The sequence below is a fragment of the Agrobacterium sp. LR_9 genome (genome assembly GCF_041954855.1).
GTDB classification, from domain to species: domain Bacteria; phylum Pseudomonadota; class Alphaproteobacteria; order Rhizobiales; family Rhizobiaceae; genus Agrobacterium; species Agrobacterium leguminum.
In genome coordinates, this window is the sequence record NZ_JAVAYA010000002.1 from 29,715 (window position 1) to 41,794 (window position 12,080).

At 59.7% G+C, this 12,080-nt stretch carries 12 protein-coding genes; all 12 read right to left on the minus strand.

The features are described from left to right. Positions 1 to 16 precede the first annotated feature (16 nt). The 12 genes from RAC79_RS02525 to frr all read right to left on the minus strand — a co-directional run bounded on the left by RAC79_RS02525 (position 17) and on the right by frr (position 12,017). Positions 17 to 802: a transporter substrate-binding domain-containing protein gene (locus RAC79_RS02525; RefSeq protein WP_174039112.1), complete on the minus strand. Its 786-nt coding sequence runs from the start codon at positions 800 to 802 to the stop codon at positions 17 to 19. A gap of 6 nt (positions 803 to 808) precedes the next feature. Then, positions 809 to 1,519 (minus strand): GntR family transcriptional regulator, encoded by a 711-nt coding sequence (locus RAC79_RS02530; RefSeq protein WP_080856296.1) that lies wholly within the window; start codon positions 1,517 to 1,519, stop codon positions 809 to 811. A 163-nt stretch (positions 1,520 to 1,682) separates the two neighbouring features. Next, a complete protein-coding gene (lpxB, locus tag RAC79_RS02535; protein WP_065653923.1) occupies positions 1,683 to 2,867 on the minus strand; it encodes a lipid-A-disaccharide synthase in 1,185 nt (394 codons plus the stop codon). Then, positions 2,864 to 3,730, minus strand: coding sequence for an LpxI family protein (locus RAC79_RS02540; protein ID WP_174039111.1), 867 nt, complete (start codon positions 3,728 to 3,730; stop codon positions 2,864 to 2,866). Before RAC79_RS02540 ends, lpxB begins: the two co-directional genes overlap by 4 nt. Before the next feature lie 3 nt (positions 3,731 to 3,733). Continuing rightward, positions 3,734 to 4,549 (minus strand): acyl-ACP--UDP-N-acetylglucosamine O-acyltransferase, encoded by an 816-nt coding sequence (gene lpxA / locus RAC79_RS02545; RefSeq protein WP_003521399.1) that lies wholly within the window; start codon positions 4,547 to 4,549, stop codon positions 3,734 to 3,736. Then, entirely contained in the window at positions 4,546 to 5,013 is a 468-nt protein-coding gene (fabZ, locus tag RAC79_RS02550; protein WP_003521400.1) for a 3-hydroxyacyl-ACP dehydratase FabZ, read from the minus strand. Before fabZ ends, lpxA begins: the two co-directional genes overlap by 4 nt. After that, the gene (gene lpxD, locus RAC79_RS02555; protein WP_174039110.1) at positions 5,006 to 6,073 is read right to left on the minus strand and encodes a UDP-3-O-(3-hydroxymyristoyl)glucosamine N-acyltransferase; all 1,068 of its coding nucleotides are present in this window, start codon (positions 6,071 to 6,073) and stop codon (positions 5,006 to 5,008) included. Before lpxD ends, fabZ begins: the two co-directional genes overlap by 8 nt. A gap of 49 nt (positions 6,074 to 6,122) precedes the next feature. Beyond that, the gene (gene bamA / locus RAC79_RS02560) at positions 6,123 to 8,447 is read right to left on the minus strand and encodes an outer membrane protein assembly factor BamA (protein ID WP_065653926.1); all 2,325 of its coding nucleotides are present in this window, start codon (positions 8,445 to 8,447) and stop codon (positions 6,123 to 6,125) included. A gap of 199 nt (positions 8,448 to 8,646) precedes the next feature. After that, the gene (gene rseP / locus RAC79_RS02565) at positions 8,647 to 9,768 is read right to left on the minus strand and encodes an RIP metalloprotease RseP (protein WP_003521404.1); all 1,122 of its coding nucleotides are present in this window, start codon (positions 9,766 to 9,768) and stop codon (positions 8,647 to 8,649) included. 49 nt (positions 9,769 to 9,817) lie between these two features. Continuing rightward, the gene (locus tag RAC79_RS02570; RefSeq protein WP_003521405.1) at positions 9,818 to 10,651 is read right to left on the minus strand and encodes a phosphatidate cytidylyltransferase; all 834 of its coding nucleotides are present in this window, start codon (positions 10,649 to 10,651) and stop codon (positions 9,818 to 9,820) included. After that, positions 10,651 to 11,394 carry an isoprenyl transferase gene (locus RAC79_RS02575; RefSeq protein ID WP_065653927.1) on the minus strand — a complete coding sequence of 248 codons (744 nt, stop codon included), beginning with the start codon at positions 11,392 to 11,394 and terminating at the stop codon, positions 10,651 to 10,653. Before RAC79_RS02575 ends, RAC79_RS02570 begins: the two co-directional genes overlap by 1 nt. A 65-nt stretch (positions 11,395 to 11,459) precedes the next feature. Then, positions 11,460 to 12,017: a ribosome recycling factor gene (gene frr / locus RAC79_RS02580; protein WP_003521407.1), complete on the minus strand. Its 558-nt coding sequence runs from the start codon at positions 12,015 to 12,017 to the stop codon at positions 11,460 to 11,462. Positions 12,018 to 12,080 lie beyond the last annotated feature (63 nt).

The following is a 12,080-nucleotide window of genomic DNA, read 5'->3' on the forward strand; positions in this document are numbered from 1 at the left end:
CGTTTTTCCGGGTTGCTCAGAGATCCTTGGGCAGGTCGGTTTTCAGCCATTTCTGCGCGATCGTGTTCAAGGAACCATCGGTCTTTGCGGTGGCGATGATGGCGTTGACCTTTTCAAGCAGCGCCGGCTGTTCCTTGTTCAGGCCGATATAGCAGGGCGAATTCTTGATCAGGAACTTCAGTTCGGGGCGCTTTGGCGGGTTCTTGGCGAGAATGGCGGCGGCCACGACATTGCCCGTGGCGACGGCTTCTACCTGGCCGGCGAGGAAGGCGGAGATCGTGCCGTTATTGTCCTCATAACGCTTGATGGTCGTATCGGCAGGCGCCACCTTCGTCAGCTCCAGATCCTCGACCGCGCCACGGGTGACGCCAATGGTCTTGCCGGACAAATCTTCCGCCTTGGTGACGGCAACCGAATCCGGCGCGAACACGCCGTTGAAGAAGGGCGCATAGGCGCTGGAGAAGTCGATGACCTTTTCACGGTCCGGGTTCTTGCCGAGGCTCGAAATCACGAGATCGACCTTGTTGGTCTGCAGATAGGGAACGCGGTTAGCGCTGGTGACCGGCACGAGTTCGACCTTCACGCCAAGCTTCTCGCCGATCAGATTGGCGACGTCGATATCATAGCCCTGCGGGGCCATATCCGTGCCGACGCTGCCGAAGGGTGGGAAATCCTGCGGGACGGCAACGCGGATCGTGCCGCGGGAGGTGATATCACCGAGCGCATCGGCAAAGGCTGCGGGCGAAAAACCGAGCGTTGCGGAAATCGCGGCAATGGCAAGCAATGAACGTCTGGAAATCATTGAGAATTACTCCTTGGGGCTTGAGGAAAGAGGCTGAAGTGAAAGGGAATTGCGAAGCTCGTAGAGCGGATCCGGCCTGCGGGTGAGATCGAGACCGGTTTCGACTTCGTCGAGATGGCGGATGGCGAGTTCGGCGGCGCCATGGAAATCGGCAGCCTTGATCGCTTCGAAGATACGGCAATGTCCGTCATGCGATTGCTGCGCATGGAAATCGGACTGATAGAGCATGGAGATGAGGATGGTTCTGGCCGTCAGGTCGCGCAGCGTTTCGACGATGATGTCGTTTCCAGCGATTTCGGCGATGCGGATGTGAAAATCGCCCATCAGGCAGGTCAGGCGCTGGCGGTCGCCTTTGGAAATCGCCGCCTTCTCCTCATCGAGATGATCGGCGAGGATGGCGATGCCTTCCGGGCTGACGCCGGAAAGATTGCGCAAGAGCCCATATTCGATGATGCGCCGCGCCTCATAGACCTTGATGGATTCTTCGGCGGAAGGCTCCACCACGAACCAGCCCCGGCGCGGGCTGACGGTGACGATGCCGCGCGTCTCCAGCCGCATCATCGCTTCGCGAATGCGCGTGCGCGACACGCTGAAGAGGCTGGCGAGCTGGTTCTCGCTGAGGCGGGTTCCCGGACGAATGCGCGCGGAAAGAATGCCGGAGATGATGGCGTCTTCTACCGCGCTCTGGGCGCTTTCTGATGTATGGCTATCTTGCATACAAGATTGAAAGCAAGAGGTGTGCCAGACGGAAATTTATGGGCCGGGAGCCGTCTGACGGTCAGCCGTTTGCCGCCCTAACGATCAAATGCAGTAAAATCGCGCCCTCGCCTGCCTGCATCGGCAGCAGGACGGCAGCCCGATGGAGAGAGTGCCTATATGATTATTGTGAGGGGCGAGCTTTGCTCTTCGTGACATCCAGAAGAATGCGCGCGCCGGTTTCGCCCGGAGGCACATCCGTGTGCAAACGCTGCTGCACGAGTGCATAACCTTCGAGCATTGCCTGCCGCTCGGTGGTGTCGGAAGACAGGCGCTCTGCCCAGCGCAGCATCGAACCTGCCCTTACCACCTCGTTGAAATATTCCGGCACGACGGCGTAATCGGCAATCAGGTTCGGCAGAGCGCCTGTCCAGGTCTTCACCCGCTTGCTCAGCATGGTGAAAATCCAGTCCGTCTTATAGACCGAGATCGTCGGAACGCCCGCTAGTGCGAGTTCCAGAATGACCGTGCCGGAAGCGGCAATCGCCGCATCGGCTTCAGCAAAGGCATTCCATTTGAAAGCGGAATCGATACCGATTTCGGGCCTGATATCCTCCGGCCATGACGCCGCCAGTTCGCGGATCCGTTTTTCCTGACGCGGCACGGTGGGCAACAGGAACCGCGTCGGACCGTTGCGCTCCACAAAAGCTCTCGCCGCCGCCTGAAACGGCTCCATCAACCGCGTCGTTTCCGTGGAACGCGACCCTGGCAGGAGAAGAATGGTCTTCGGTTCGCCATTCGCCGGCAGAGAACGTTCCGCCCGCTTTTGACGCACGGAGAGCACATCGGGGTCGACGCTGAGGCGATGACCGACAAAAGTTGTCGGCGGACCACCGAGACGGCGCATGGCTTCCGGCTCGAAGGGCAGCAGCGCCAGCACGTGATCGACATAGGAGAGCATCGCCGTGGCGCGATATTCCTTCCACGCCCAGACGCTGGGGCAGACGTAATTGACGACCGGCAGATGCGGCAATTGCTGCCGGACTTTTTTTGCAACGCGATGGGTGAAATCCGGGCTGTCGATGATCAGCAGAATATCGGGCTTTGCGGCGGCGATTGCCTGAGCGGTCTGGTTGATCCGCGCAATGAGCTTCGGCAGTTTTTTCAGAACCTGCGTGAAGCCCATGATGGAGAGTTCGGAATAGTCGAACAGGGAAACCAGTCCCTGCGCTTCCAGCGCTTCGCCGCCGACACCGACCAGCTCGACAGGCCCCGTATATTGAGCCTTAAGCGAGCGGATCAGATCCGCGCCTAAAAGATCGCCGGATACTTCCCCGGCTATGACCGCCACTTTTAATGCCGCCGTCATCCGATCATGTCTCCGCCAAGTGATGTATCGATGCCGCAGACGAATATGCCCGCCTCATCGGCCGCTTTCAACATCGCCTCGCGATCAAGCACCAGCGCCCGCCCGGCTTCGACGGCAATACCCGCCAGCCCGGCTTTTCGCGCATTCTCCACCGTTTCCACACCGATTGTCGGCAAGTCGGCGCGCACATCCTGCTGCGGCTTGCACAGCTTTACGAGCACACCCCTGCGGCGCGGGGATATCCGTCCTTCGGCGCGCAATGCCGCGACGCGCGCCAGCATGGCATCCGTGCCCTCGACGCCTTCCAGCGCGACAATGCGGCCGCCGACGGCGACGGCGCCCTGCCCCACATCGAGCTTGCCGAGTGCAAGCGCGGCCTCAGCCGCCTTGCGTATATCCCGCAGGTCATCCTCCGCAGGCTTTTGTGTACCGAAAGGGCCTATAGCGGCCAGCAGGCCGGGCGCGATCTCGTGAGCGCCGATGACTTTTGCGCCGAGCGTGCCGATGATCTTGATGACCATCTGCAGAACGGCGTCGTCGCCGCTCGACAGCAGCGTCCTGACAATGGACGGCAGTTTGAGCAGGATGCCGAGTGTGGGGCGGATCTCGCGCCATTCCGGCCGCCGCGCCACACCACCGGACAGCACGACGCGGTCTACCCGGTTTTCGCGCAGCAGACGGCCAAGCCCGGCGACATCGCCGACACTGATGACGGCATTGTCGAAACCGCTCCAGTCGAAACGGGAATCATCGCGCAGGCGCACGATGAAAGGGTTCTCGCCCATCTCACGGGCGGCGGCCGCCACATAAAAAGGCAGCTGGCCGCTGCCGGCCACAATGGCGAGACGCCCGCCGCCTGTCACGGCTCACTTGCCCCGGTTGGGCGAAGAGATCGCGCGGTCGCTATCCGCACCGATGAAATCGATGACTTCAAGCGCCTGCGGGCAATCCAGATAGTCGTTACGGTCGATGGCCGCCGCATTGCCGCGGATCGTGCCTTCGGCCTCGAAAATCGCCTTGTAGACGCGTCTGACCTTGTGAATATCGGCGCGCTCGATGCCGGCACGGGTCATGCCGACGACGTTCAGGCCGCCGAGGATGCCGGGATTGCCATTCAGCATGCCATAGGGAATGACATCGTAATTGACCGCCGAAAGTCCGCCGATAAAGGCCTGGCGGCCGATGCGCGTGAACTGGTGCACGGCGCAGCCACCGCCGAGAATAGCGCGGTCCTCAATGGTGACATGGCCCGCCAGCATCACATTGTTGGACAGCACGATGTGGCTGCCGAGGCGGCAATCATGCGCCACATGCGAATTGGCGAGGAAGAGATTATCGTCACCGATAATGGTCTTGCTGCTGCCATCGGAACTGCCGGCGTTCATCGTCACGCCTTCACGCATGATGCAGCGCTCACCGATCTCGAGGGTCGTTTCCGAACCGTCATGGCGAATTGCCTGCGGCGTGCCGCCGATGACCGCCATGGGATGGACAACCGAGCCACGGCCGATCACGGTCAGGCCGGAAACAACGGCGTGATTGTGCAGCTGAACATCGTCATGCAGCGTGACTTTCGCGCCGACATAGCTCAGCGCACCGATGACGACGTTTTCACCGATCACCGCGCCGTCTTCGATCACGGCGCTCGGGTGAATTCTGGCCGAGGCGGCAATCGTGCTCATTGCTGATCCTCGGGGATCATCATGGCGCCGACATCGGCCTCCGCCACCAGCGCGCCGTCCACCTTCGCTTCGCAATGGAATTTGAAGACATTACCGCGCTGGCGCTGCTTGACTACATGGATTTCCAGACGATCGCCAGGGATTACCGGTTTACGGAAACGCGCATTGTCGATTGTCATGAAGTAAACCAGGTGACCGCCCTCACCCTGGCTGCGAGCGCAGATCGCACCCGCCGTCTGGGCCATGGCTTCGACGATCAGAACGCCCGGCATGATTGGCCGGTCCGGGAAATGACCGGTGAAATGCGGTTCGTTGACGGTGACGTTCTTGATGCCAATCGCCGAGTTGTTACCGTCGATCTCGATGATCTTGTCGATCAGCAGGAATGGGTAACGATGCGGCAGAAGCTTCATGACTTCCAGAATGTCAGCCGCGCCGAGCGCCGTCTTCGTTTCTTCAGTCATTGTTTTTCTCTCCTGTTTTTTTATCACGCCCTTCAGCGCGCGCCAGAATTTCGGCCATGTCGCGCAGGAAATATTTCATCGGACGCGCGGGCGTGCCGCCATAACGGGCGCCTGCCGGAACGTCCGCCACAACGCCGCTCATCGCCGCGATCTGTACGCCGTCGCCAATGTTGATATGGCCATTGATGCCGGCCGCGCCGCCAATCATCACACCGTCGCCGATGCGGGTGCTGCCCGCAATGCCGACCTTGCTGACGATGCCGCAATGGCGGCCGATGCGGACGTTGTGGCCGATCTGGACCTGATTGTCGATCTTGGTACCTTCGCCGATGACCGTGTCATCCATGGTGCCGCGATCGATCGTGGTGTTGGCGCCAATCTCGACATTGTCCTGAATGATGACCCGGCCGATCTGCACGATCTTCAACATGCCGCGCGGACCGGGGGCATAACCGAAACCGTCCTGTCCGATGCGTGCGCCGTTATGGATAATCACATTATTACCGATAAGGGCTGCAAGAACGCTTGCGCCGCCGGCAATGGTGCAATCGCGTCCGATCTGCACATCCTGCCCGATGATGACGCCAGGGCCGATGCGCGTGCCCGCGCCGATATGGGCGCCGGCGCCAATCACGGCAAGAGACTCGACGATGACGCCCGCCTCCAGCTTCGCGGATGGATCGACATGCGCAGCGTGGGAAATTTCAGCTTCCATCCGCGCGATCGGACCCGGACGCATGGCGGAGGGATGCAGCAAGGCACCAACCTGCGCAAAAAGCGTATGCGGGTTTTTCGATATCAGCGCAGGGGTATGAGACGGAAGCATGTCTACAAGTGCGGCGTCACAAATGACGGCGCCAGCGTCGCAGGTCTGCAACTCATCGCGGCTCTTGCGCGAAAGAATATAGCAGAGCTGATCGGGTTTTGCCCGATAGACCGGCGCAACGGACCGAATGATCCGCTCTCCCGCCGCGTCATCAGACAGTTCCGCCCCAAAACGGTCTGCGATATCTTTCAATAGCAGTCCCTCGTGGGGCGGAAAAAAGGCGTTGTATTCCATCAGCCGGAAACTCCAGAACGTTCAAAGTTGCAGTTCTGGACTGCCGATATCAGAAAGTGTTGGACATGCCAAACCGGAAACGCTGTTCCTCGTCGTAGTCTTCCTTGGCGAAAGGCACGGCGTAGTCGACGCGGATCGGACCGAAGGGCGACGCCCACATCACGCCGATACCGGCGGATGCGCGGATGGAGTTGTCGTCCTTCACACCGGCGCTGTTGGCAACCTTGTTGCCATAGAGCGTGCCGGCATCCACGAAGCCAGCGAGGCGAAGGCCGAAATCTTCCGGAACGCCAGGCATCGGAGCAGTGACTTCAGCAGAAGCGGCGAAATAGGTGGTGCCGCCGATGGAGTCGGAACCGATGCGCGGACCGATACCGTCGTTCTTGAAGCCGCGAACCTGACGGCCACCGAACTTGAACTGATCGAATACCAGCAGATTGTCGCCTGTCGGCACCACGTGACCGGCCTGACCGGTCAGCGAGCCGATGACATCGTACTCATCGGAGAGCGTGTAGAAGAAGCGAGCCTTGGCGTAAATCTTGTAATATTCGGAATCGCCGCCGAGACCTGCAAATTCGTTCGTCAGAGCAGCCTGCCAGCCTTCGCGCGGCATGTTGCGGTCGTCGAGCGTATTGTAGTTCAGCGTGTTCGAAATGATGGACTGCGTCCAGTCACCGCCACGGATCAGGTCCTTGTAGGGAGCGGCAAGGTTGCTGCCGGTTTCCCAGTCGCCTTCGCCGTCATAATTGAGCTGCTTGTAGGTGTACTTGAACGTCGTTGAGAGGTCTTCGGTGATCGGCGCGGTCACGCGCAGCGAGAAGCCCTGCTCGTCGTAGTCATAATAGTCTTCGCTGCGGCTCTGGCTCTTGAACAGGTCGAAACCTGCGGCAAGACGGTAGCCGAGGAAATAGGGTTCCGTGAAGGACAGCGTATAGCTGCGCGCATCATCTTCACCCGCACCGGCGGCGAGACGGATGTACTGGCCGCGGCCGAGGAAGTTCTTCTCTTCGATGGAGGCTTCGAGCAGCACACCGTCGTTCTGCGAGTAGCCGGCGCCGATACCGAACGAACCCGTCGACTGATCTTCTACGTCAACAACGATAACGACGCGGTCAGGCGCGCTGCCGCCGGCGGTCGAAATATTGACCTTCGAGAAATAGCCGAGCGCTTCGAGACGGCGCTTTGCAGCCGTGATGACCGTCTGGTTGAATGCATCGCCTTCGGAAATATCGAACTCGCGACGAATGACGTAGTCACGCGTACGGGTGTTGCCGCGGATTTCGATACGCTCGACATAGGCGCGCTCGCCCTGATCGACGATATAGGTCACACCGATGGTGTTGCCAGCCATGTCGCGGTCGCCGCGCGGCGTTACGCGGGCAAAGGGATAACCTTCGCCGGCCACGCGCTTGGAAATCGCTTCCATGCTCTGCTGAACTTCCTTGGCGCTGTAGCTTCCGCCCTGGTGGGTTTCCACGAGGCCCTGAAGTTCCGAACCATCGACGCCCGGAACGGTCGATTCGACCGCGACGTTGCCGAAGTTGTAACGCTGACCTTCATCGACCGTGATGGAGATGGTGTATTCGTTCTTAGACTCGTCCAGCACAGCCTCGGAGGACACGACACGGAAGTCGGCATAACCGCGGTTGTAATAGAACTGGCGCAGCGCCTCTTCGTCGGCGCGCAGCTTGTCCTCGTTATAGACGTCCTTACGCGTCAGGAACGACAGCATGTTGGACTTCTTGGTGTTGATAACGGCGGCCAGACGGCCATCGCTATAGGCATTGTTGCCAATGAAATCGATGCGGCCGATCTTCGTGCGCTCGCCTTCATTGATGACGAAAGCAATGTTCACACGGCCCTGACCGACGGAAACGGTCTGCGTGGTGACTTCAACATCGCTACGGCCGATGGCGGCGTAGGCTTCCTTGATGCGGGCAATATCCGCAGTCACGATGGCCTGATTGAACGGGCCGAGGGACTGGGTCTGCACGACGCCGGCGAGCTTGTCGTCCTTGATCTTGCGGTTACCGTTGAAGACCACCTGGTTGACGAGCTGGTTTTCATTGACGGTCACGACCAGCGTGCTGCCGGAAACGCGCATGGAAACATTCGAGAAGTAACCGGTGGCGTAAAGACGCTTCACCGATTCATCGATGTCCGAATTGGAAAAGTTCTTACCCGGCGCAATGGTGATGTTGGAACGCACGGAGTCCGCACCGGACCGGTCGGCCCCGCGAACATCGATCCTGCTGATGACGGCCGCATTTGCAGCGCCAGCAGAGGCAAGCACGCCAAGGCCCGCAACCGAAGCAACACCGGCAGACAGAGCAACCGCCGACACAGCGTTCAAAAATCTTGAACCAGCCTTCATTTCAATTCTTACCTTTTTACGTTGTCCCTCAGCGGGCGGAACCCGACTCCGGCCATGTGCGTCGTTTTACCTGCTTTTCCCCTACAAGCAAGCGCGAACGTTAAATTCTGTTTACTTCGTGCTCCAGAGTGGCTCATTCGCCACTTCGGCATAAAAACAAGGTAAACAAACAACTAACAAAACCGTTAAAACACAATCCTCAGCCGATCAAGCTGCTGATATCATTCCATGTTGCAAAAACCATAAGACCCAAAATCATCATCATCCCGATACGGAACGCGACTTCCTGCGCGCCCGCACCAAGCGGCCTGCCACGAATGGCCTCGATGGCGTAGAACACCAGATGCCCGCCGTCCAGAACCGGCACAGGCATCAGGTTCAAAAGACCGATGGAGACGGAAAGAACGGCGGCAAGCTGGATAACGGCGGAAATGCCGAGCGTCGCCATCTGGCCGGACGCCTGCGCCACACGCACCGGACCGCCAAGCTGATCGGCATTCATGCGCCCTGTCACGAGATTGCCGATATAGTTGAATGTTCCGGTAATGACGTGGCCAGTTTCCCGCACGCCTTCGACCAGCGCCTCGGACGGCGAATATTCGATATGGCGGAAATTGCCGCTGGTCTGGTCGGTGACGATGCCGATAATGCCCATTTCCAGCTTGTTGCCGAACTGGTCTGTGGTTTCGGTGCGAGTCGGGACCATCGGCAGCTTCAGCTCCTCGCCCGCCCTTTCGACCGTCACCGTGATCGGCGTGCCCGGCCGGATGCCGACGTAACGGCGGACATCCTCGAAGGTCATCACTTTTTCGCCATCGATCGCGATGAGCCGGTCGCCGGGCTGCACGCCGGCGGCAGCCGCCGCGCTGTTTTCACGGACTTCCGCCACGACCGGATCGGCGATCATGCGGCCGTAAATGCCGAAGAGCACCGCGAAGATGAGAATGGCAAGAATGAAATTGGCGATCGGGCCTGCGGCAACCGTGGCCGCCCTTTTCCACAGCTTTGCGCCGGAAAGCGTCTGCGCCCTCTCCTCCAGAGACATATGCGACAGGCCGGAACTATCCGGCTTGCTCGCCGCATCCTCATCGCCGAAGAACTTGACGTAACCGCCGAGCGGGATCGCCGAAATCTTCCATCGCGTGCCGCGTTTGTCGGTGAAGCCGATCAGTTCCGGGCCGAAGCCGATGGAGAATGCCGTGGAACGGATGCCGCACCAGCGACCGACCAGATAATGGCCCATTTCATGGACAAAAACGAGCAGCGACAGCACCAGGATGAAAGGCACGATATAGCCGGTCAGAAAGCCGGTCGCCGCCATTACTGTGTTCATGACAATCTGCCCTTTGTGTCGTGACCTTTCGCGCCGCTCAGAAACCCGGCAACAGACCGCCGCCCGATCCGGGCACGTCGCCGGTTGCCGCCGCATGCACGAAAGCAATGAGGAATACCGTAAAGCAGGCGAAAACAAGACCGTCGACACGGTCCATGAAGCCGCCATGGCCCGGAATGAGATGACTGGAATCCTTGACCTGGAAACGCCGCTTCACGAAGGATTCGAAGAGATCGCCGATCTGGCTGAACACCGAGAGGATAAGGGCGAGCCCAAGCACCAGCACGCTGATCCTGCCGTGATAGGCCATGGACACCGCACCGCCGCCGATCACGGCCGCCACCGCCCCGCCGATCGCGCCGGACCAGGTCTTGCCGGGCGAGATCGAAGGCGCAAGCTTCGGCCCGCCAATGGCGCGTCCGACGAAATAGGCGAGAATATCCGTCGACCAGACAACGGCGAAGATAAACAGGATGGACACGAAGCCGGTCAGCTCGTCACCACGGATGGCTGCCAGCGATATGCCGCTCAGGCCCGCATAAAAAATGCCGCCCACCAGCCACCAGTTTCTGCCGCGCAAAATTGGAAACAGCGCCGCCGTCAGCGTGAAGCCGGATAAGAGCGGCAAATCGAGCGAGGATTCGCCGAATATCGTATTGCCGGCGATGACGGCGACCGCGAACCAGCCCCAGGCATTGCCGGTCGAATTGGTTTCAGACAGCCGGGTAATCGTCGACCATTCATAATAGATGAGGATCGCCAGAAGGCCCGCGACGATGCGGAACAGAATGCCGCCATACCAGGTCGCGGCCAGAATGACCGCCGCCATGACGATTGCGGACACGATCCGCAGTCTGAGTTCACGGCTCATCAGGCGCCTGCCACGGCAACCTGCTCGGTGAGTGCACCGAAGCGGCGGTCACGCGTTGCATATTGCTCGATTGCGGAGAAGAATCGCTGGCGGTCGAAGTCCGGCCAATATTCGGGAACGAACAGGAACTCGGAATAAGCGGCCTGCCAGAGCAGGAAGTTCGACAGGCGCTCTTCGCCGCTGGTGCGGATGATGAGATCCGGATCGGGCATACCCGACGTGTCGAGTCTGGCCGAAATCATCTCCGGCGTAATGGATTCGGCATTAAGCCGGCCTTCGGCGACATCGCGCGCTATCGCCGCTGTCGCACGCGCAATCTCGTCGCGGCTTCCGTAGTTGAAGGCGATCACCAGCGTCAGCTTGGTATTGCCCGCCGTCATCTGCTCCGCCTCTTCGAGGAGAGAGCGTATGTCATGCTTCAGCCCCTGCCGGTCGCCGATGATCCGCACGCGAACATTTTCGCGGTGCAGTTCCGCAAGGTCACGCCGGATGAAGGCTTTCAAAAGCCCCATCAGATCGCTCACCTCGGATTCGGGCCTACGCCAGTTTTCCGACGAGAAGGCAAAGAGCGTGAGATAGCGTATTCCGCAATCGCCGGCCGCGCGCACGGTCTCGCGCACGGCCTCCACACCGCGGCGATGCCCCATCACGCGCGGAAGACCGCGCTGCTTTGCCCAGCGTCCATTGCCATCCATGATGATGGCGACGTGCTCGGGTATGGAGGAACGTGTCGTCGTCGGCATATCGATCCAGTAACAGGGCAGCGCGGAATTAAAACGAATAAAATACAGGTCTATCGCGAACGATATCAGACCTGCATGATTTCCTTTTCCTTCTCGGCAAGCAAGCGGTCAATTTCCGAAATCGTGTCATCGGTCATTTTCTGAACCTTTTCCGACTGTCCACGGCTTTCGTCCTGACCGATGTCACCGTCCTTTTCGGCTTTTTTCAGACCATCCATGCCATCACGACGCACATGGCGAATCGCCACCTTGGACTTTTCGGCATAATCGTGGGCGACCTTGACGAGCGATTTGCGGCGCTCCTCGTTGAGTTCAGGCAGAGGAATGCGCAGGTTCTGGCCGTCGACGATGGGGTTGAGGCCGAGATTGGATTCGCGGATCGCACGGTCGACGGCGTTGACCATCGACTTGTCCCAGATGTTGACGCCGAGCATGCGCGGCTCCGGAACGGTGATGTTTGCGACCTGATTGAGCGGCACGCGCGAGCCGTAGGCCTCAATGGTCACCGGATCGAGAATATTGGCCGAAGCACGGCCGGTGCGAAGCGATGCGATATCGCTCTTGAATGCATTGATGGCGCCGTCCATACGGCGCTTGATATCGTTGAGGTCAACACCACTCATCTTGATACTCCATCTTGTCGGCCAAGCCGGCCGTAATCGCCCCTTGAGGCGGCATCGTTTTGA